The sequence below is a fragment of the Sulfitobacter sp. AS59 genome (genome assembly GCF_038899995.1).
In the GTDB taxonomy this organism is placed as follows: domain Bacteria; phylum Pseudomonadota; class Alphaproteobacteria; order Rhodobacterales; family Rhodobacteraceae; genus Sulfitobacter.
In genome coordinates this window covers 541686-562685 of the sequence record NZ_JBBMQK010000001.1, presented here as the reverse complement: position 1 = coordinate 562685, position 21000 = coordinate 541686, and the positions used below count along the sequence as shown (strand labels likewise).

The window sequence follows — 21000 nt, the reverse complement described above, 5'->3', positions numbered from 1 at the left end:
GCCTTAGCGAAACACCCGTGGATTGCGCAGACCCCAGTCTGAATAGAGATCAGCCATGATGGTGCGGAATTGTTGTTCCGTCGCACCCAACGAGGTGTGCGCGCCGCCGGTTTCGCCAAAGACTGTCGCCTCGTCCCCGACCTGAACGCCGTCTAGGTCGGTGGCGTCCACAACAACGGTGTTCATGGAAACCTTGCCCAACACCGGGGCGATCTGGGAGCCAATGGCCACGGCAGCATCGTCTTGCAAGTCGCGCCGGAACCCGTTGGCATATCCGATCGACACGCAGGCCAGTTGCCGGTCGCTGCGCAGCCGATGCGCCCCGTCATAGCCGACAGTGGCACCCTTGGGATAGTCGCCAAGGCTGACCACCCGCGCCTTCAGGTCCATCGTGGTCTGGAACCCCAGTTCGGGCTTTAATATCCCGTAAAGGATCGCGCCGCAGCGGTACATATCCGTCTCAACAGGTTCATCGGCCACTAAGGTGAGCGAGCTTCCGGCATGCACCAGAATGTCAGACCTATCGAGCGTGCTGTTGTCGATGATCCAAGCTACCTGTTGCTGAAACAGCTTTGATGCCAGGCGCAGGTTTTGCGGGGTGTTGCAGGGGAAATGCGTGCAGATGCCCACGATGTCCTCGGCCAGCATCTCCAGAATGGAAAGGCAGGTTGCGCGGCCTTGATCCGTTGAAATCTCAAGCCCGTCGCGGGACATGCCCAATGCGTTCAGCGCCAGATGGCAAGGGACGGGGTGGCCCGCATTTTTAAGGGCCAGCAGCGTTTGAGCGACCTCAAGCGAGCCGACCTGCTCCTCGACCTGCGCATCCAACGCGTCCTCAATCTCGGGCGGGGTGGCGGCGCGTACGCGGATCAAGGTTCCCGTAAAGCCTGCGCCGCGCACGGCGTAGCCTTCGGCGTTTGATGTGATGCCAATACAGGTCACGCCTTGCGCTTGGATCAGGGGCACGACCTGTTGAATACCGTGGCCATAGGCGTCGGCCTTGAGCACTGCACAAAACCTGCGCCCTTTTGGGACCAGCCCAAGCGCAAGTTTGAGGTTGTTGGATATCCTATCGCGGTGAATTTCGCACCACGAGCCAGGGCATCGTTCCTGTGTCATGGCTTGGGCGGGCCAAGCAGCCGCGCAAGGATGCCACAGAACTGATCGGTGACAATCGGCAGCAGGGCATCGGGGAAATCGTAATCAGGGTTGTGCAATTGCGGCTGGTTTTCACCAGACCCGATATAAAGCATTGCGGCCTTGGCCCCGTCATCCCCGATGCGTCCAAAATCCTCGGACCAGCGCATGGGGGTGGCCATGTCGTTGATCGCAAAACCCAAATCCGCCGCCACGTCGCGCGCGATACTTGTCGCCTCGGGGTCATTGACCACCGACCGGAATACGTCATGCCACTGGACCTCGACCTTTAGCGGGCCTTTTTCCTGCTCGATATGCGACAGCGCGTCGGCGATCAGGCTGTCCATACGGTCGTTCGTCATGGTGCGCAGGGTCACGCGCAGTTCACCATCCGCAGGGGCAATGCCAAAGCTGGGTTCGCCAAGTTTTGCATAGGTCAGCGTCGACAGCGCAAAATCATCTGCGTCAATGGTCCCATGGCCAAGCGCACCCAGCGAGGTCATCAGCCGCGCCATGGTGCCAGCGGGCGATAGGCCATCCTCTGGCGCAGCCGCGTGAGAGCTTTTCCCCGTGAGCAGGATTTGCATGCCACGCGACGCGCAGTTTCCCGGCCCCGGACGCAGGCCAATTTCCCCCAAGGGACGGCCCGGCACATTGTGATAGGCAAAGGCATAGTCGGGCCGGATCTCAGGCCAGCGTGTGTCTTCGATCACCGCTTTTGCACCTGCGCCGGTTTCCTCGGCTGGTTGAAACAGCAAGATAACCCGCCCCGACGCAGGGCGCGTTGCCAACGCCATGGCCACACCCAGCATGCTGACCATATGGCCGTCATGCCCACACAGATGCCCTTTGCCGTCGACCTGCGATTTATAGGGCAGATCGGATTGCTCGTGAATGGGCAGCCCGTCCAGCTCGCAGCGCAGCAGAACGGTGGGGCCGGGGGCGTGCCCCTTAAACTCTGCCGCAACACCGTGCCCGCCTAAATCGGACCAAATGCGGTCGGGGTTCAGTGCCGTAAGCTCGGTGATCATGCGCTGCGCGGTCGCGGCCTCTTCGCCTGACAGCTCTGGCGCGCGGTGCAGATCATGGCGCAGCTGCGTCAGATAATCGATTTGGGTCGGGGAAAGCGCCTGCATCATTGATCCCTATCGTTCTTCCGTGCCGCACCAGTCGGCGATGAACAGGGCGGTTGCCTTGGTGACACGGCGGATGCTTTCAATCTCGACCCGTTCGTTAAAGCCGTGGATCGCTTCGGCGCGGGGGCCGTACACCAGCGCGGGGGTGTCTGCATACAGCCCAAAGAAACGTGCATCGGTGGTTGCGGTGATCGCCTCGCGGACCAGTGCCTCTCCGGTGACGTCGTGGTGCGCGGTTTCCAACGCTGCGATGGCAGAAAGCGCATTGGCCGAGCTGTCTTGGGACAGGGCGTACCCTTCGGCGTGAAAGCCGTGATAGACGATGTCGGGCAAGGAGTTGCTGAGGAACGCGTTTTCACGGGCGGCATCCAGGATCACCTTTTCGATCTCGGCTTTTGCGGCGTCGATGGATTGGCCCGGAAAGATTGCCATGCGCACGTCAAACACGCTCCACGCCGGAACCGAACTGGTCCAATCGCCGCCTTCGATCTTACCGATATTCAGGTTCAGCGCATGATCCATATGGGCATAGTCATCAGGCCGGTTTTCCGCCGCGTTCCAGCGGTGTTCCATCTCGTGCAGGGCGCGGATCAGGGGAAAGGCCGCCTCGATCGCGTTGGCCCCTTGGCCGGCATAGGCGACATGCGTGGGCAGACCTTTCAGGTGGACCTGAAACCAGATCACCCCAAGCTGCGCGATGGCCAGATGTTCGGAGAACGGCTCGGGGATCAGGGCGGCGTCTGCAGTATAGCCGCGCGCCAGACAGGCCAGCGCGCCATTGCCGGTGCATTCTTCCTCGACCACGGATTGAAAATAAACGTCCGCGCCGGGGGCAAACCCACAAGCGGCAAGCGCATCAAGCGCGAACAGGTTGGAGGCCAACCCGGCCTTCATATCACCGCCGCCGCGCCCATATAGCCACCCGCCTTCGATACGCGGTTCAAAGGGCGGGCTGTCCCACATGTCCAGCGGTCCGGCGGGAACCACATCGATATGCCCGTTCAAAATCAGCGACCGGCCTTGCTGCGTTTTTGACCGATGAGTGCCAACCACATTTACCGCGTCCTCATAGGGGCCAAGCACGGGCGAGAACCCCGGCAAATGCTGGATTTCAGCGATATCAATCTGCCAACGGTCAAGCGCGTATCCGCGCTGCGTCAGTTCATCCGCCATGAAATTCTGCGCAGATTGTTCGTTGCCACGCGTCGAGGGGTGCGCCGTGAGGTCGGAGAGAAAAGCCAGCTGACGGTCAAAGGCGTCGTCGACGGCGGCGCAGATGCGGGTGTTCAGATCGTCTTGCATTGAGGTGCCTCAGAATGTGGGGATCGGGGTGTCGGGCAGGATCAGCGGCGCGTCGGTGGCCTCGGCGATTTCAGCGGCGGTGACCCCTTGGGCGGTTTCAACCAGATGAAAGCCATCGGCGCTGACGTCGATCACGGCCATATCTGTGAATATGCGCGACACGCAGCGATGCGCCGTTAGGGGCAGGGTGCATGTTTGTTTCAGCTTGGGGTTTCCCGCGCGGTCCGTATGGGTGGTCAGGACGATCACGCGCCGTGCTTTCTGAGCCAGCTCAATCCCGCCGCCGACACCGGGGCTGAACTTGCCGGGGATTTTCCAGTTGGCCAGATCGCCTGTGGCGCTGACCTCGAACGCGCCAAGCATCGTCAGATCAAGTCGTCCGGAGCGTACGATGGCAAAGCTGTCCGCGCTGTGCATAAACGCCGAACCGGGCAGGGTGGAGACATAGGCCCCGCCCGCATCAATCAGGTTTCTGTCAGCATCTTCTGGTGACAGGGCCGGGCCAATGCCCGTCAATCCGTTTTCAGTATGCAGGCACACGGGGAAATCAGCGGGCAGATGGTTCACCACCTTTGTTGGCAAACCGATCCCCAAATTCACCACCGTACCGGGGGCAATCTCGCGCGCGGCGCGGGCAACCATACGTTCCCTAGCGTTGGACAACGGCGTATTCCTTTGACAGCTCGGCAAGCGGGGTTACGTGATCGACAAAGACACCAGCCGTGTGCACATCATCAGGGGCAATCGCGCCTAGGGGCACAATGCTTTCCGCCTCGGCGATCACGCAATCTGCTGCCATGGCCATCAGCGGGTTGAAATTCCGCGCAGTGGCGGCAAAGGCGAGGTTGCCAAAGGTATCGGCCCGGTCCGCGTGGATCAGTGCCACATCGGCGCGCAAAGCAGGTTCGACGAGATAGGAAACCCCCGCCATTTCAACGACCTGTTTGCCAGCGGCAAGTTCGGTGCCGATCCCGATGTCGCTAAGTATCGCGCCGATCCCGGCCCCGCCCGCGCGAATACGTTCGGCTAGAATGCCCTGTGCGGTAAACTCGACCTCAATCTCGCCTGTGTTCATCAGTTCGATCGCATGGATGTTCAGCCCCAGATGGGTCGTGATGAGACGTTTAACCTGACCGCTTTGCAACAGGTGGTCGATGCCCATGCCGGGTTCGTTTGCGTCATTCTTGATCACGGTCAGATTGCTTGCGCCATGCGCGACCAAGGCGTGGATCAGCGTCATCGGGGTGCCGGGCACACCAAAGCCACCGATCATGACCGTATCACCATCCTTGATCCGGCCAATCGCCGCATCCATCGCGCATGTTTTGTCGGGGAACCTCATGCGGCTTGCTCCACCGGTTGGCCGATCTCGGCAGCGAAGGCATCCAGCGCGTCGCGCAGAATCACCATCATTTCGCCGATTTGAGCCTCGGTGATGATCAGTGGCGGTGCCAACAGGAAATGATCTCCCGCCGTGCCGCCGCGCGTGCGGCGCGAATAGATGATCAGACCGCGGGCATAGGCCAGTTCAACCAGCCGGTCATAGGCGTTCAGCGCGGGGTCGAGCGGCTCCATGGTGGTACGGTCCGACACAAATTCGAATGCGGTCAGCAAGCCCTTGCCACGCACGTCGCCGATAAAGGGATAGCGGTCCATCAAGGCGCGCAACTCGGCCATCAAAACCTCGCCCATCTTGGCGGCGTTTTCGATCAGGCCCTGATCTTCCATTTCCTCAAGCACGGCCAAACCGGCAGAGCAGGCCAAAGGATTGCCCGCATAGGTGAACCCGTGTTGGAACCCGCCCGCATCCAGCACCGGTTCAACGATACGCGCGCCCGCGATGATCGCGCCCAGCGGGGCATAGCCTGCGCCAAACCCCTTGGACATGGCGACGATATCCGGTGTGATGCCCCAATGTTCGGCAGCTAGGAATTTGCCGGTACGGCCCGCGCCGGTCATGACCTCGTCATAGATCAGCAGCACGCCATATTCGTCGCAAATCTCGCGGATGCGCCCGTAATAGCTGTCTGGTGCGACCAAGGCCCCGGTCGACGCACCGCCAACGGGTTCCATCACAAAGGCCAGTACATTCTCCGGCCCTTCCTCTAATATCCTGTCGCGCAGCAATTCGGCATATTTCAGACCGCGTTGTTCTTCGGTCAGGTTATCGCGGTCCAGATAGGTGGCAGGCGCGTCGATCTTGGGCATGCCTTCCATCATCGGGGCAAAGGGCGCGCGCAGGGGATCGTAGCCGGTCAAATCCAAGGCCCCAAGGGTGCAGCCGTGATAGGATGGAAACCGCGAAATGACCCTGTGCCGGTTGGGTTGCCCTTGGGTGAGGGCATATTGACGGGCCAGTTTCACGGCGCTTTCCACCGCCTCTGATCCACCGGAAACAAAGAACACGCGGTCCAGCCCGTCAGGGGTCATCGCGACAGTTTTGGCGGCCAGATCCTCGGACGGGTGGGTGCGAAAATGCAGACGGTAGCCAAAGGTCGCCTTGTCCATCTGCGCTTTGATCTTTGCCAGCACGCGGGGGTTGGAATGGCCGATGTTTGACACCATCGCGCCGGACGATCCGTCGATATACCGATTGCCGTCTTCGTCGAAGAGATAAATCCCCTCGCCGTAATCCAGAAACGGGCGGGGGTTGCGGGACTGGTAAAACAGATAAGACGCCGCGTCGGTCATTTGTTAGCCCCAAGGTGTTTGCCCAAGAATTCACGGGTGCGCGCCTTGGTGGGGTTTTTGAACAGAACCTCGGGCGGGCCTTCTTCGACAACCACACCTTGATCCATGAACAACACGCGATCACAGACAGAGGCCGCGAAATCCATCTCATGGGTGACGATGATCATCGTCATGTCCTCTTCAGCCAGCTTTTTCATGACCTGGTTCACCTCATCCACCAGCTCTGGGTCCAGCGCCGATGTCGCCTCGTCAAACAGCATCAGTTTGGGGTGCATCGCCAGCGCGCGGGCAATCGCGACGCGCTGTTTTTGACCGCCAGACAGCTGCGAGGGGTAGTAATCGATCCGCTCAAGCATACCCACCTTATCAAGCTGCTCTTCGGCCAGTTTATCAGCGGCTTCCTTGGACAACCCCTTGAGCATCTTGGGGGCCATGGCGACGTTTTCGCGGGCGGTCATATGTGGGAACAGGTTAAAGTGTTGAAACACCATGCCGATCTGCTGGCGCATCTCATTGATGTGTTTCTCATATTGCCTATGCGGCAGCTTTTTGTTGACCTGAACGCCGTCCAGCCAAACCTCGCCCTTGGTCAGTGGATCAAGGTCGTTGATGGCGCGCAAAAGCGTGGATTTTCCCGAACCCGATGGCCCGATGATGGCAACGATCTGCCCGCGTTCTACCGTTAGGCTGATGTCTTTGAGAACCTCAAGGTTGCCATAGGATTTCTGCGCATGACGGACGTCTACGAAGTCTTGTTTATCGGTCATTGTTTTGGCCTTGTGGATCAGCGGGAAAGCGAAATGCGGCGTTCAATTTTACGCTGCACCCATTCCATGCAAAGATTGATGACATAGTAGAATGCCGCGGCAAGAATGTAGAATTCGAAGGGGCGGTAGGTTTTCCCGATGACGCGCTGCGCCGACAGCGTCAGCTCGCTTACCCCGATCACCGACACAAGGGCGCTGTCCTTGAGCAAGGCGATCATGTTGTTGCCAATGGGCGGGATAACGGCACGTACCGCTTGCGGGATCACGATCTTACGCAAGGCTTGGCCACGGCTAAGGCCGACGGTGCGTGCGGCCTCCATCTGGCCCTTGTCGACGGACAGGATCGCGGTTTGGATCAGCTCGGAATTATAGACGGCAAAGTGCAGGCCCAGCCCGATGACCCCGGCCACAAAGGCGGGCAGGTCGATGCCGATTTGCACCAAGCCGAAATAGATCAGGAACAGTTGCAGCAGCAGCGGTGTCCCCATGAACACCCACGCAACCAAGCGAAACGGTTGCCGGATGATCCATGGCGCGTAGAGCGCGATCACCGCAAAGACGATGCCCCCGAAAAAGCTGATGATCGCGGCGACAACGGTGATGCCGATTGTCCAGGCACACCCCAGCAGGATGATGTCCAGGTGCTTGGGAATAATCGAAAAATCTAGGCCCATCTGTTTTTCCTATTCGAATCAGGTGATCTGTACTTTGCGGTCCAGCCAGGTCACGCCCCGGCCGACGACATAGATGATGATCATGTAAAGAACCCCTGCGAGCAGGAACATTTCAAAGGGCTTGTAGGTCGATCCGATATAGCGTTGGGCCGTATACGTAAGCTCAATCACCGAGATTGCGGCGACCAGCGCTGTCGCCTTGATCAGCATGTTCAGGTTCACGCCAAGCGGGCGGACCATCAGACGCGCAGCCTGCGGAAGGATGATTTGGTACATGGCCTGCCAATTGCTAAGCCCCAAGGTGCGGGCGGCCTCGCGCTGGCCTTTGTCGATTGAAATAATCGCGCCGCGGATTGTCTCGGTCATATAGGCGCCGGCGTTGATGCCCAGACCGATCACCCCAGCCTCGAACGCGTCAAGCTGGATGCCGATCTGCGGGCCGCCAAAATACAGGATGAAAAGCTGGATCAGCGCGGGCGTGCCACGAAATACGCTGACGTAGGCCGCGCCCAGAAATCGTATAAAGGCAAAGCGTGACAAGCGGGCGGCGACGCCCAATATCCCGCAGAAAAGCCCAAGGATCGCGGTGAGGACCGACAGTAATATGGTCAGTCCTGCCGCCTCAAGAAAGAACGGATAGACTTTGAGCATCAGGTCAATATCCATGTCGCCCCTCCTTTTTCAGTTATTGTGGTGCTTAGCTGCATGGCTCGGACGGCGCAGCACGGCAAAGTGCCTCTCGCCGCGAGAACAGGCGAGAGGCAACAGGCTTAGCGGATGTCTGCGCCAATCCACTTTTCAGCCAAAGCGACATAGGTGCCGTCTTCCATCATGGAATCCAACGCTTTTTGCATTTCCGCTGCCAGCTCGGGGCTACCTTCGCGGATGGCGATGCCAGCACCGAACGGTTTCGTGTCCGGATCGTCGAACATTGCGAATTCTTGCTCTTTCGCTGTCATCGCAAGGATGGCCGCGATTGAATCGTTCACAATCGCATCGACACGGCCATTTTCCAGCTCAAGCAGCAGCTCGGGCAGGCCTTTGTATGTGTTGATGTCATAGCCTTTTGCGCGGGCCCAATCTTCGTGGGTTTCGCCCAAGGTCAAACCGACTTTCTTGCCCTCAAGATCGGCAAGGCTTTTGATGTCTGATCCGGGTTGCGTAAAAATTGCGCGCTTGTCGGAATAGTAAGGGCCGACAAAGTCGACAACTTCGTCGCGTTCGTCCGTGATGGTCATGGAGCCGACGATTGCATCGTATTTATTGGCCAGCAAGCCGCCGATGATTCCATCCCACGCGGTTGTCACGATCTCGGCCTCCAGGCCCATACGCTTGGCGATTTCGGTGCCCACGGCGGGGTCAAAACCGACGACTTCGTTTTGATCGTTCACAAAGTTAAAGGGAGGGTAGGCACCGGACATTGCGATGCGAATAACACCTTTTTCCTTAAGGGTATTAAGCTCTTCGGCCACGGCTGCGCTTAGGCCCGCGACGGCAAAGCCTGCTGCAACAACGGCAGTTTTCAGGATCGTACGACGAGAAGTCATTTTGGTCTCCATGCTGGTTTTTGGTGATTAAGTCACCTGTGATACAAAAGGCGGTTGGCCCGCTCTGCAAAAAGACTTGCACAGAGGAATTGTATCATGCAAATAAATAATAAGCATCATGAGTATAGATTTTAACTATGATACTACCGCATCAAAACCGGTTTCCATGGAACCTCGATTGGAACTTACTGCGCACTTTTATGGTGGTCGCAGAGCAACGCGGTATATCCAAGGCGGCGACTTATCTAGGGCTTAAACAGCCAACGGTGTCGGCGGCGCTAAAGCGGCTGGAGCAAGCGTTCGGCAAAACCCTTGTGATCCGCAAACCCAACGAATTTTCGATCACCCGCGCGGGTCAGGTTTTATACGCTGAATGTGCGGCTATCTTTGGCACCGTGTCGCAACTGCCCGCCATCATGGACGAGGGGAACGCCGAATTGCGCGGCCATCTGTCCATCGCGATTACCAGCTCCGTGATATCAGAGCATTTCGACGAATTCCTGAACCGGTTTTCGAAAAACCACCCCAACGTGACCTATTCCTTTTCCGTCTATGAAAGCGACGAGGTCGAGAAAATGGTGACCTTGAACCGGTCGAGCTTCGGTATTTGCCTGCTGCCGCGCATTCCCAAAAAGCTGGACACCATGGTGCTGTACAATGAATATTTCGGGCTGTTTTGCGGGGCGCGGCATCGCTTGTTCAATGTAAAAGACATCTCTCCGCAGGATTTGGAAGGGGAGCCCTTTGTGGCCTTCCAAACCGAAGCTGAGGGCGGCCCGCTTGAGGCCGTGTCGATGCTGCGCGCCCGTTTGAACCTGGCACGTAACTGGCGCGGTGTTTCGTCCAGCTTGAACGAAATCCGGCGCATGATCATGGCGAATGTCGGGATCGGCGCGCTGCCGCTTCACGTAGCAAAGCAGGATGTTGCCGCCGGACATATCCGCCAGCTGCCCCCCTATGAGGACCTGCCGCTGGTCAGCATTTATCTGCTGAGCAATCCAGCGCGCCGGCACTCAGAAGCGGAAACGATATTCCTGGCCGAGATTGAAGCGGAACTGTCTGCCATTGGCGTGTCAGATCGGACCTACGGGATCGGGTGAATTTAATGGCGCTTCCGGTTGCGCGCCGATTTGCCGTTAAGGAGTTCACGCGCGTGATTTCAGCCAATCGCGGGGGCTGGCACCAATGACCCTTAGGAATTCGCGGTTGAAATTCGACTTGGTGTTAAACCCGCTGGCGAACATCGCTTCGGTCACCGATGTGTCGTTTTGCATCAAAGCACAGGCATGGTGCACGCGATGGGCATTGATATAGCGCGATACGTTTTCGCCTTTGTATTTGTTGATTGCGCGTGAAAGCTGCTTTTCCGGTACCAGTAGTTTTCGCGACAAGCGTGACAGCGACAGGTCAGGATCAAGATAGGGCTTGTGCGTGGCGATATAGGTTTCGAGCTTTTCGATAATCGCAGCATCGCGGTCCTTGTCTTGCTCTGTATCATGGCTGCGTTTTGCTTGGGGGTCGTTCTGGCTTTCTATCGCGTGCGACAGGCCAAGTGCACCAAGTACCAGCAACGTGATCGACGACAATAGACTGGGCAGCCAAAGCAACATATCCGAATGCCCTGATGCAAGACGGACCGCGATGAAAATATCGGTGGCCGCAGACCCGATCAAGGCAAGCGCCAGAACGCGCCAGACCAAAACGATAAGATAGCCGTTTTCCAACCGGCTGTGGGGCAGGCTGTCTTCGCCTTCGCGCAGAACAATCAAGATGGCGAGGCCATATCCCGCAAAAAGAGAGGGGATCACCACGTCCAGCCAGTCGGGGTGAATGATCAGACCGATCACCACAAGGACAGGCCCGATTATCAGATGAACATAAATGTTTTGATTGCGCAGATGACCCGCCGATGCCTGTCGAAAGGCCAGCCAGGCGATTGCGGGGATGATGCTGGCAACAAGTGCCTGAACGATCCGTAGGCTAGAGACGCCATAATATTGGACCAACGCGATGATTGCGCTTTGCACCGCGCAAACGGTGATCAGAACCAACAGCGTGATATGTGTTTTTCGGGTCAGCACGCGGTGCAGAACAAAGCCGAGCAGCAGTAAAGCGACAATCATGGGAACGGGTAAAACTGGCATCAGGAAACGTCCGCTTTTCTAATCCTCAAAGGTCCTAAATCCCGATCTGCACGACCTGAAACCGGATATCGGTCGTCTGAAACCATGCGAGCGGCTGAATGGGGGTGTCAACATTCAAACCAATTATTCGAAAGGTTATCCTATGAAACATACAGTTTTTGCCGCAGCTTTGCTGGTACCTGTCGCGACCGGCGCATTCGCATCAGAGGTGGGGCTGATTGAGCAGACCATCGCGGTTCAGCATCATAGTCACGGGATGGAAATGTCTGTCATGTTTCCGGCCACCGGGCAGGACAAAGTTATCTTTGGCGAAAACGCGGTGTTTTACGGCGCGCCTGTCCTTGAGAACGCAGAACCCGTGGCTGGGCAATATCCGGTCGTTCTGATGTCACATGGGTGGGGCGGAAACTATGCCCGGATGGCGTGGCTTGGCGCAGGGCTGGCAGCGCGGGGGGCAATCGTGATTGCGGTCAATCACCCGAACAGCACGACTTTTGATCTGGATCTGGACGGCGCATTTAACCATTGGACCCGTGCGCAGGATTTGTCGGCCGCGTTGGACAACGTGGTGCGGGATACGACCTTTGCGGACCTCATTGATGAAACGCGCATTTACGCCGCTGGCTTTTCCTATGGCGGGTGGACCGCGCTTTCCTTGGGCGGTGTGCAGGCCAAGCGCGACGGCCTGTTCGCCTATTGCGAGGCCGCGGGCCCCCAGTCGCAGTTCTGCGTCGAACTGGCCACGGCCGCACATGACCCGGCAACGCTGGACGCACGGAAATATGACGCATCCTATAAGGATCACCGGATAAGCCGGGTTGCGGCGATTGACCCCGGCCTGACATGGAGCCTGACATCCGCAGATATGCAGGAGTTTGACACCCCGCTTTTGCTGATCGGATTGGGTGAGGGGGACGACCGCCTTGCCGCGACCGACACAAGTGCAGGGGGCAGCAATTTTGAAGCTTTGGTGCCGCAAGCGAGGGTTCTGGATATCGCCCCCGCCATGCACTTTAGCGCGCTAGGGCTGTGTAAACCGGCGGGCGAGGCGATCTTGCTTGATGAAAAGGATGATCCGGTCTGTACCGATCCCGAAGGCACGGACCGTGCGCAGGTATTGAACATGATCGTTGAAGCGATGGTGGATCACTTTGACCTGGACTAACAACGATAAGGCATGGTGGTGGCCGCAGCTATCACCATGCCGCAAGAGGATTTTCAGACAACCATACCCGCCGCGCAAAAACCAATAAGGCGGTCGATTTGCGCGTCTTCTGTTGAATGCCCCGCACCCAACGCGCCGATACGTTCTTTCGATGTCAGCAGCGCAAGCATGGCGGCGACGGAGAACGCGAACCCCTCTGCCACCTGTTGTTTGGATGCATGTGGCAGAAGCGTTTGAAACTCGGCCAGAAATATCTGGGCCGTCGGGTCAAAACACTCCGCTGAAATTTCGCGCCAACGGTCATCCGAGGACACAAAAGCCACCAATCGGGCGTAATCGCGCCATGCGGGATCTTGTGCCAACAGATCAAAGAAGGGGCGCATAAAGGCGGCGATGACAGCCTCAATCCCCCACATATCTGCAGATTTCGCCTGATCGAGGGCCGCAAGCCTGACACGCGACAATGTATCAGACCGGCGCGCGACGGTCTGATGAAACAACGCTTTCTTGCCGCCCCCATGATGGTGGATCGTGCCAACAGGCTCGCCTGCCTGCGCCGCGATGTCGCGGATCGTGGCACCATCATATCCGCTGATGGCGAAAATCTTTTCCGCTGCATCGAAAACACGGGCTTTCGTCTCAAGCGCCCGTTTCGAGGGGGCTCTTTTCCGCTTGGTCTCAAGGGGTTGCACGTTTGTCATGAAAACACCTTGCCTTAAATTGAACATTTGTTCAAGCTAAGGATCAACAAGGGGAGGACGCGATGGGAGACGCGGATAAACGGCTTGCTCTGATAGGGGCAGGGCCGATGGGGTTGGCAGCGGCAAAGCTGCTGGCGGAAAATGACATCGAATTTCAGGGGTTCGAGCTGAATTCAGGCGTGGGGGGGCTGTGGGACATCGATGCCCCGCAATCGACCATGTACGAGACAGCGCACCTGATCTCGTCCAAGAAAATGACAGAATTCACCGATTTTCCGATGCGCGAAGAGGTTGCCGAATACCCCTCGCACCGCGAGATGAAACGGTATTTCGAGGAATTCGCGGCGCATTTCGACCTGCACAAACACTACCACTTTGGGGCCAAGGTGTTGGACTGTACCCCGCTGGGCGGCCCCAATGACGGTTGGCGCATCACATGGCGTGATGACGCGGGCGATCATGTCGAGGAATTCGCGGGGCTGCTGATCGCCAACGGCACGCTGAGCACACCGAACATGCCCAGCTTTAAGGGCGAATTTACAGGCGAGCTGATCCATTCATCGCAATATCGCCATCCCAGCCAGTTTGATGGCAAGCGCGTACTGATCATTGGCGCAGGCAATTCCGGCTGCGATATCGCGGTCGATGCGATCCATCACGGGGTGTCCTGCGATCTGTCGATGCGGCGCGGGTATTACTTTGTGCCAAAATACGTCTTTGGCAAACCCGCCGATACGATGGGCGGCGCGATCAAGCTGCCCATGGCGCTCAAGCGGATTGTGGACGGGGCGATCTTGAAATGGTTCGTGGGCGATCCGCAGAAATACGGGTTCCCGAAACCGGATTACAAGCTGTACGAAAGCCATCCGGTGGTGAATTCGCTGGTGCTGTACCATGCGGGCCATGGCGACATTGCGATCCGCCCGGATATCGACCATTTCGATGGCAAGACGGTACATTTCAAAGACGGCACCAGCGCTGAATATGACATGATCCTCGCCGCGACGGGCTACAAGCTGGATTACCCCTTTGTCGATTATGCACATCTGAATTGGCAAGGTGCGGCACCGCATTTGTACCTCAATTGCATGCACCCCGAACGCGACGATATTTTCGTGCTGGGCATGGTCGAGGCATCAGGTCTGGGCTGGCAAGGGCGGCACGAACAGGCCGAAATGGTGATCCGCTATATCAAAGGGCTGCGCGATGGAGCGCCCGAAGCGCGAGAGCTGAAAAAGACCAAAGCGCGCGGGTTCGAGCGGGCGACGGGCGGCATGAGCTATATCGACCTGCCGCGTATGGCATATTACGTCGACAAGGCAACCTACCGCAAAGCGGTGGGCCAGTGGATTGCCAAGCTGTCAGGAGGCCGGACATGATTGACGAAGCTGTGCTCGCGTTCTCTGCCGGGTCGTTGATGGTGCTGAATGCCATTCTGGCGGTTGTCATGTTCTCAATCGCGATTGACCTAAAACCGCGTGATTTCAAGATATTGGCGAATGCGCCTAAACCTCTGATCGTCGGCCTGATGTCGCAATTTCTGCTGCTGCCTGCGCTGACCTTCCTGCTTGTTCTGGTGACGCAACCGCAGGCTTCGGTTGCCCTTGGGTTAATCTTGGTTGCGGCCTGTCCGGGGGGCAATATCTCTAACTTTATTACGCATCGGGCGGGTGGGAATGCTGCATTGTCGGTGTCGATGACGGCCTTTGCCACCATTGCCGCGATTGTTCTAACGCCGCTAAATATCGCGTTTTGGGGCAGCCTGTACCCCCCCTCGGCCGAGATCCTGCGCGCGACGGTGATTGACCCTGTCAGCATTGCAATCACGGTGGGGTTGATGCTGGTGCTGCCGCTTGTCCTTGGGCTGGTGCTGAATGCCAAACGCCCTGATATCACCCGCAAACTGCGCATGCCGCTACAATGGTTGTCGATGGGGATTTTCCTTGGCTTTATCGTGATCGCCCTTGCCGCCAATTGGGGGCTGTTCCTTGCGTTTGCCGGTGGCATCGCGGGGCTGGTAATCGTGCATAATGCGCTTGGCCTTGGGGGCGGCTATGCGCTGGCGACCCTTGCGGGGCTTTCCCCTTTTGACCGTCGGGCCGTGACGATTGAAACGGGCATCCAGAACTCGGGCCTTGGGCTGGTGTTGATCTTTGGTTTCTTCGGCGGGCTGGGCGGCATGGCGATTGTCGCCGCGTTCTGGGGCGTTTGGCATGCGATTTCCGGCCTTGCCTTGGCGAGGTTCATGTCACGTACGGTGGCCGCGCGATGACCCGTATTTTGATTACTGGGGGGGCTGGGATGGTGGGCCGCGCCTTGGCCGCTGTCTTGCCGTCTGAAAACCTTGTGGTGACCGATCTTGCCGACACCGGTCTGCCCGGCCATTTGCGGTTCCGGCGAATGGATGTGACGGGCGCGGACCCGGATAAGGTGATCGGACAGGAACGCCCCGACGTCGTTGTGCACCTTGCGTCCATCGTGACCCCGCCGCCGGGCATGAGCCGTGAACAGGCGTTCGCGGTGGATGTGACGGGGACGCGGAATGTGCTGGACGCATGCGCGGCGCATGGTGTGAAACGCTTGGTCGTGACCAGTTCCGGTGCGGCCTACGGCTATCACGCCGACAACCCCGTCCCCCTGACCGAGGACGCGCCGTGTCGGGGCAACCCTGAGTTTGCCTATGCCGATCACAAGCGCCAAGTCGAAGAGATGTTGGCCACGGCACGCGAAACCACCCCCGCGCTTGAGCAGGTCATCCTGCGTGTCGGGACGGTTCTTGGCGCGGGTGTCGACAATCAAATCACCGCCCTGTTTCGCCGTAAACGTCTGCTGTCGATCCGGGGCAGCGACAGCCCGTTTGTGTTCATCTGGACGCAAGACCTTGCGCGGATTGTCAAACACGCGGCGACCGATGGTCCGGCGGGCATTTTCAATGTGGCGGGGGACGGCTGGCTGTCTATGGATGATCTGGCGCGGGCCATGGGCAAACCGGTGCTGCGGTTGCCAGCTTGGGGCGTAAAGGCCGTGCTGGCGGTGCTGCATCCGCTGGGTCTGTCGCAATATGGGCCTGAACAGGTGCGGTTTTTGCAATATCGTCCGGTGCTGGCCAACGACCGGCTGAAACAGGTGTTCGGCTACACGCCTGAACTGACGTCAGCCGAAGTTTTTGATCTATGGCGGCGCGAGGCAGGGCTATGAAAACAGCGGTTATTTCCGGCGGAAACGGCGGCTTGGGCCGGGCGCTGGCCGATCAACTTGAAGCGCAGGGCTGGCATTGCGTGCTGATGGACATCAGCATTGTGGGGCTAGAGGCGTCAGAGACCAGAACCCCGGTGGCGGTCGATCTGACGGATGGGGCCGACTTGGCGAATGCTGCATCGCGGATTATCGCGATGCGTCCCTCAATCGATCTGGTAATCTATAACGCGGGCGTGTCGCAAATTGGCCCCTTCGCGCGGTCCGATGCGGCCAGTCACCGGCGGGTGTTCGAGATCAACTATTTCGCTGCGGTCGAGATGGCCCGTGCGTTTGTGGTACCGATCCGCGAAAGCCATGGCACGCATCTGGCCATTTCATCGGTCGCGGGGTTCGCTCCGCTGCATAACCGCACCGCCTATGCCGCGTCCAAACACGCGATGCAGGGGTTTTTCGCATCGCTCAGGTCCGAGGAAGCCCCCTTTGGCGTGCGATGTCTGATCGCCGCGCCCAGCTTTGTCGCGACCAATACGGGCAATGCGCAACAGTCCGAGGACGGGATCGTGCGCCCCGGTTCTGCTGCGGATGGGATCGATCACCTGAGCCCCGAAGCCGCCGCCAAAATCATTTTGCGTGGGGTGGAAAAGGGGCGTGAATTCATCCCCGTGGGCCGCGTGGCGCGTATTGCGGCCCTACTGATGCGCGCGTCGCCCGGTCTGTACCAGTTCGCCATGCGCCGCAAAATTCGCGGTGGCGGGGCGGCGTAGCCCATTGCGCGGCAATGCAGGCTGTCCGGTGTTGTTTCCGCGCTCGCGAAAACTTGGTACGTAACGTCACTTGCCAGAAATCTGGGGAAATGGCTGTCTGGGCAGGCTGCTCCGCAGGTTTCTGGGAAAATATCGGCGCTGCCATCGTCCATAAAATAAGGGGATAGTACGCGGTCGCGCCCGTAAAGCGGGAGTCGAGTGCCCCCTAGAACAACTTCGCGTATTGTGGAACCACGTTCCGCTTTGCGGTATTGCCGCAAGGTAAATTTGCTCCTAGTCTTTCCGAGTGAATCAGTCGTGTATCCTTGGGAGACGGATACCGAACGCGAGATTTATCGTGACCGGCGCAAGATATCGCATCTTGGCGCGACACGTATAGCCGGCAAGGGGAGGGGCCGGGTCTATTCTGAGAAATCAGGACGTTTGCCGATAGTGAGCTATCGCCAAATCACATGCTTTTCGGGCGGTTATTGGACCTCTGCGCCAGCAGACCATTCCCCGAAAGCCATAAATAATTCGAAAAATCGGGAGGATTAACGATGAAGAAACTGAATAATACTGCAAAGCTGGGTCTGGGGGCGCTTGCCGTCACGCTGGGTCTTTCAAGCGCTGCAATCGCGCAAGATTACGAATGGCCACGTTTGTTGGTGATCGGCACGCCGGGCACGTCAACGGGCAGCTTTGCCTCGACAAACGGTTGGGGTCCGACCTTGCAAAAAGAGACCGGTACCACCGTGCGTATCGTTCCCGAAGACAGCGAGCCGATGCGCTATAAGCGCCTGACAGATCGTGAAGATATCGCGATTTCGTCTGTGTCCGCCTCTGAAATGGCATCGCAAACCGAGGGCGTTGGCGGCTATGCTGCGGTCAAGCCACTGGCGCAACGTATTCTGTGGCACCACAATGACACGCCGTGGGGTTTTGTTGTGGCAGGCGATTCCGATCTGCAAAACCTTGAAGACATTGCCAAGGGCGGCGTGCGCGTCACATCGGGTGTGTTTTCCCCCGCGATTGTCCGCGCCGTTACACAGGCGTTGCCAGCCTTTGTTGGCCTGACGCCAGAAGAAGCGGCCGAGAAAATCACCTTTGTTCCGGCATCCAGCTACGGCGAAAACTGCCGTTCGGTGGTCGAAGGTAAATCGGACGTCGCATATTGTTCGCCGATCTCATCGGTGCTGTCTGAAATGGAAGGTGCCCCCGGCAGCATCCGTTGGCTGGCCATGGACCCTGAAAACAAAGACGGCTGGAACGGCTATCTGAACTATCGCCCCATGACGATCCCGACCAAGGTTTCCTTGGGTGTGAAGACGGCGCAGGGCGTCAATTCGATGACGTCGAACTTTGTCTATGCTGTGCCAGCCACAGCGGATGTTGATTTTGCCTATAACATGGCGAAATGGATGCACCAGTCGCATGATGCCTATAAAGGAACGCATGCCTTGGCCGCACGGATGTCTGTTGATCTGTTCCGTGGCTATCTGAACAGCAACCCGATCCCGGTTCACGAAGGCACGGTGAAATACCTGCGTGAAATCGGCCAATGGACCGATGCGGATGATGCGTGGAACAACGCAGCGATTGAGCAAATGGACCAGTGGATGACGGCACGCCAAGCGGGCCTGAAAGATGCCATGGAACAAGGTGTTGAGGTCAATTTCGAGAACGAAGCGTTCCTTGAAATCATGGCCAAGCACACCGAAGGCCTGAGCAGGTTCCGCTCGCGTCTGTAAGCGGACACTCGAACCTGAAACTGACGGAGCGGTCACCCGCTCCGTCATCCTAATATTTGCAGTTTCATTCACCTCATTCTTCGGGATCGTCAGATGTCAGACACTCAACCCCATGTAGCACCGGATATTGATGCCGAACCCGGCTCGGAAACGACGCGTCTGGGGGCATTGTTTTCCTGGACCAGCATCGCCTTTGTCGCCCTTTGCACCTGCGGTTTGGGTATGGGGCTTGCCTATGCGTTTGGGGTGCCCATTGGCGGTAAACGTCTGCTTGAGGGGCAATATTACTGGTTTTTCATCGGTATTTTTCTGGCCGCAGCCTTTATCGCGTTGCCCGGCCGACAAAGCCAACGCAGCGTGCCGATTTATGACATTGCCGCGGCTGTCATCGCCTTTGGCATCTGCATGTGGTTTTCCACCCACGCGTGGGACATCGTGCAAGCGGGCTGGACCAATTACCCCGCTGGCGTCGTCTTGTGGGTGCTGATGCTTGAGGTCGCCCGCAGATCGGGTGGCCTACCATTCTTGCTGGTGGTGTTCCTGCTGGGGCTTTATCCGCTGGTCGCTGACTTCTTCCCGGGGCTGCTGATGGGCATCCCCTATACGTTTGAGCGTATGATCGAGGCGCATGTTTTCCGCACCGAAGGGTTGATGGGCATCACGACCAAGATCGTTGCCGAAATTGTCCTTGGTTTCCTTGTGTTTGCAGGGGTTCTGATTGCGACGGGGGCGGGGCAGTTCTTTATCGATCTGGCCAATGCGGGTTTTGGCAAATACCGTGGCGGACCGGCCAAGGTTTCCATCGTGGCCAGCGCGTTTTTCGGGTCGCTGTCTGGTTCGATCTTTTCCAACATTGCGGGGACGGGGTCGATCACCATTCCGACCATGAAAAAGGTCGGCTATCCCCCACATTACGCCGCCGCGATCGAGGCGTGTGCCTCGACCGGTGGGGTGGTGATGCCACCCGTGATGGGGGCGATTGCATTCGTGATGGCGATCACCATTGGTGTGGATTACGCGACCATCATGGTGGCGGCGATCCTGCCGTCACTGCTGTTTTATTTCGGCCTGCTTTTGCAAGTTGACGCCTATGCGGCGCGCAAAGGGCTGGTGGGCATGACCCAAGACAAACTGCCATCCGCGCGCGAGGTCATGAAACGCGGCTGGCCGTTCCTGTCGGTCATGGTGTTTCTGGTCTGGGGCTTGCTGTACATGCGTTGGGAATACTATGCGCCGTGGTATGCCAGTGCGATGATGATCGCGCTCAGCTTTCTACAACGCGAAACGATGATGACGCCGACGCGCCTGTTTGCAACGCTTCGTCAGGTTGGTGTCTTGGTGACGCAGACCGCCGCGATCATCTTGCCGATTGCCTTTGTTGTCAGCGCCTTGACCATTACGGGCGTGACCGGCTCCATGACATCGGGGCTTGTCGCTTTGGGTGGGGATAACGTGTACCTCATTATTGCGCTTGGGGTGCTCGCCTGTTTCATCATGGGCATGGCGGGGCTGGCGATTGTTGCCTATATTTTCCTCGCTGTGACGTTGGCCCCGGCTATCGTTGAAATCGGCGGGCTGAACGTCGTCGCGGTGCATTTCTTTATCGTGTACTACGCGATGCTGTCCGTGATCACGCCGCCTGTCGGGGCTGCCGCTTTCCTTGCGGCGACAATTGCAGGGGCGAAACCGATGCAAACCTCCTTTACGGCGATGCGCCTTGGGGTTGTGATCTATTTTGTGCCGCTGTTCTTTCTGTTCCAACCGGCGCTGGTGCTGCAAGGTGATCTGACCCCGCTGATTTATGTTTTGCCGTCGATCATCATCGGGATTATGCTGCTGTCTGGCGGTCTCGAAGGGTATCTGCTCGGCTTTGGTCTGGTGCGCCCTTGGATGCGGTTGCCGCTTGCCGTCGCGGGGTTTGCGTTCAGCTTTCCGGGGTTGATGACGACCCTGATCGGCGGGCTGGCATCGGCGGCGATGGTTGCCCTGATCTGGTGGGACAATAAGAAAACCGCGCAGGTGGCTGCATAGATTTGAATGGCTG

At 58.1% G+C, this 21000-nt stretch carries 20 protein-coding genes; 8 read left to right on the top strand and 12 right to left on the bottom strand.

The window, feature by feature from the left end:
- Nucleotides 1-3: 3 nt before the first annotated feature.
- The 10 genes from WNY39_RS02825 to WNY39_RS02780 form a co-directional block, all read right to left on the bottom strand.
- Nucleotides 4-1119 (bottom strand): alanine racemase, encoded by a 1116-nt coding sequence (locus tag WNY39_RS02825; RefSeq protein WP_342843878.1) that lies wholly within the window; start codon nt 1117-1119, stop codon nt 4-6.
- A complete protein-coding gene (locus tag WNY39_RS02820) occupies nt 1116-2273 on the bottom strand; it encodes an amidohydrolase (RefSeq protein ID WP_342843877.1) in 1158 nt (385 codons plus the stop codon). Before WNY39_RS02820 ends, WNY39_RS02825 begins: the two co-directional genes overlap by 4 nt.
- 9 nt (nt 2274-2282) lie before the next feature.
- Complete coding sequence (locus WNY39_RS02815) at nt 2283-3575, bottom strand: ArgE/DapE family deacylase (protein WP_342843876.1); 1293 nt, start codon at nt 3573-3575, stop codon at nt 2283-2285.
- Between the two features lie 9 nt (nt 3576-3584).
- On the bottom strand, nt 3585-4238 hold the full coding sequence (locus WNY39_RS02810; protein ID WP_342843875.1) for a 3-oxoacid CoA-transferase subunit B: 654 nt from the start codon (nt 4236-4238) through the stop codon (nt 3585-3587).
- Nucleotides 4225-4917: a CoA transferase subunit A gene (locus tag WNY39_RS02805; protein ID WP_342843873.1), complete on the bottom strand. Its 693-nt coding sequence runs from the start codon at nt 4915-4917 to the stop codon at nt 4225-4227. The genes WNY39_RS02810 and WNY39_RS02805 overlap by 14 nt, the downstream gene beginning before the upstream one ends.
- Entirely contained in the window at nt 4914-6266 is a 1353-nt protein-coding gene (locus tag WNY39_RS02800) for an aspartate aminotransferase family protein (RefSeq protein ID WP_342843872.1), read from the bottom strand. Before WNY39_RS02800 ends, WNY39_RS02805 begins: the two co-directional genes overlap by 4 nt.
- Complete coding sequence (locus WNY39_RS02795) at nt 6263-7033, bottom strand: amino acid ABC transporter ATP-binding protein (RefSeq protein ID WP_341234702.1); 771 nt, start codon at nt 7031-7033, stop codon at nt 6263-6265. Before WNY39_RS02795 ends, WNY39_RS02800 begins: the two co-directional genes overlap by 4 nt.
- Before the next feature lie 17 nt (nt 7034-7050).
- Nucleotides 7051-7707, bottom strand: a complete 657-nt coding sequence (locus WNY39_RS02790; protein WP_341234701.1) for an amino acid ABC transporter permease — start codon at nt 7705-7707, stop codon at nt 7051-7053.
- An 18-nt stretch (nt 7708-7725) separates the two neighbouring features.
- Complete coding sequence (locus WNY39_RS02785) at nt 7726-8373, bottom strand: amino acid ABC transporter permease (RefSeq protein WP_342843869.1); 648 nt, start codon at nt 8371-8373, stop codon at nt 7726-7728.
- A 104-nt stretch (nt 8374-8477) separates the two neighbouring features.
- Nucleotides 8478-9254: a transporter substrate-binding domain-containing protein gene (locus WNY39_RS02780; protein ID WP_093915365.1), complete on the bottom strand. Its 777-nt coding sequence runs from the start codon at nt 9252-9254 to the stop codon at nt 8478-8480.
- A 137-nt stretch (nt 9255-9391) separates the two neighbouring features.
- On the opposite strand from WNY39_RS02780, the gene WNY39_RS02775 reads away from it, so the two are divergent.
- Complete coding sequence (locus WNY39_RS02775; RefSeq protein WP_341234698.1) at nt 9392-10354, top strand: LysR family transcriptional regulator; 963 nt, start codon at nt 9392-9394, stop codon at nt 10352-10354.
- A gap of 45 nt (nt 10355-10399) precedes the next feature.
- On the opposite strand, the gene WNY39_RS02770 is transcribed toward WNY39_RS02775, so the two are convergent.
- On the bottom strand, nt 10400-11398 hold the full coding sequence (locus WNY39_RS02770) for a helix-turn-helix domain-containing protein (protein ID WP_342843866.1): 999 nt from the start codon (nt 11396-11398) through the stop codon (nt 10400-10402).
- A 142-nt stretch (nt 11399-11540) separates the two neighbouring features.
- On the opposite strand from WNY39_RS02770, the gene WNY39_RS02765 reads away from it, so the two are divergent.
- Nucleotides 11541-12563 (top strand): hypothetical protein, encoded by a 1023-nt coding sequence (locus tag WNY39_RS02765; RefSeq protein ID WP_342843864.1) that lies wholly within the window; start codon nt 11541-11543, stop codon nt 12561-12563.
- Between the two features lie 53 nt (nt 12564-12616).
- Here WNY39_RS02765 and WNY39_RS02760 read toward each other — a convergent pair whose 3' ends face one another.
- Nucleotides 12617-13264 carry a TetR/AcrR family transcriptional regulator gene (locus tag WNY39_RS02760; RefSeq protein ID WP_342843862.1) on the bottom strand — a complete coding sequence of 216 codons (648 nt, stop codon included), beginning with the start codon at nt 13262-13264 and terminating at the stop codon, nt 12617-12619.
- A 62-nt stretch (nt 13265-13326) separates the two neighbouring features.
- Between WNY39_RS02760 and WNY39_RS02755 the strand changes: the two genes are divergently transcribed.
- The 6 genes from WNY39_RS02755 (at nt 13327) to WNY39_RS02730 (ending at nt 20987) form a co-directional block, all read left to right on the top strand.
- Complete coding sequence (locus WNY39_RS02755) at nt 13327-14643, top strand: NAD(P)-binding domain-containing protein (RefSeq protein WP_342843860.1); 1317 nt, start codon at nt 13327-13329, stop codon at nt 14641-14643.
- Nucleotides 14640-15536: a bile acid:sodium symporter gene (locus WNY39_RS02750; RefSeq protein WP_341234693.1), complete on the top strand. Its 897-nt coding sequence runs from the start codon at nt 14640-14642 to the stop codon at nt 15534-15536. The genes WNY39_RS02755 and WNY39_RS02750 overlap by 4 nt, the downstream gene beginning before the upstream one ends.
- Nucleotides 15533-16462 carry an SDR family oxidoreductase gene (locus tag WNY39_RS02745; RefSeq protein ID WP_342843857.1) on the top strand — a complete coding sequence of 310 codons (930 nt, stop codon included), beginning with the start codon at nt 15533-15535 and terminating at the stop codon, nt 16460-16462. The genes WNY39_RS02750 and WNY39_RS02745 overlap by 4 nt, the downstream gene beginning before the upstream one ends.
- The gene (locus WNY39_RS02740; RefSeq protein ID WP_342843856.1) at nt 16459-17226 is read left to right on the top strand and encodes an SDR family NAD(P)-dependent oxidoreductase; all 768 of its coding nucleotides are present in this window, start codon (nt 16459-16461) and stop codon (nt 17224-17226) included. Before WNY39_RS02745 ends, WNY39_RS02740 begins: the two co-directional genes overlap by 4 nt.
- Before the next feature lie 539 nt (nt 17227-17765).
- Complete coding sequence (locus tag WNY39_RS02735; RefSeq protein WP_342843855.1) at nt 17766-18956, top strand: TAXI family TRAP transporter solute-binding subunit; 1191 nt, start codon at nt 17766-17768, stop codon at nt 18954-18956.
- Between the two features lie 93 nt (nt 18957-19049).
- A complete protein-coding gene (locus WNY39_RS02730) occupies nt 19050-20987 on the top strand; it encodes a TRAP transporter fused permease subunit (protein ID WP_342843853.1) in 1938 nt (645 codons plus the stop codon).
- Nucleotides 20988-21000: the final 13 nt, after the last annotated feature.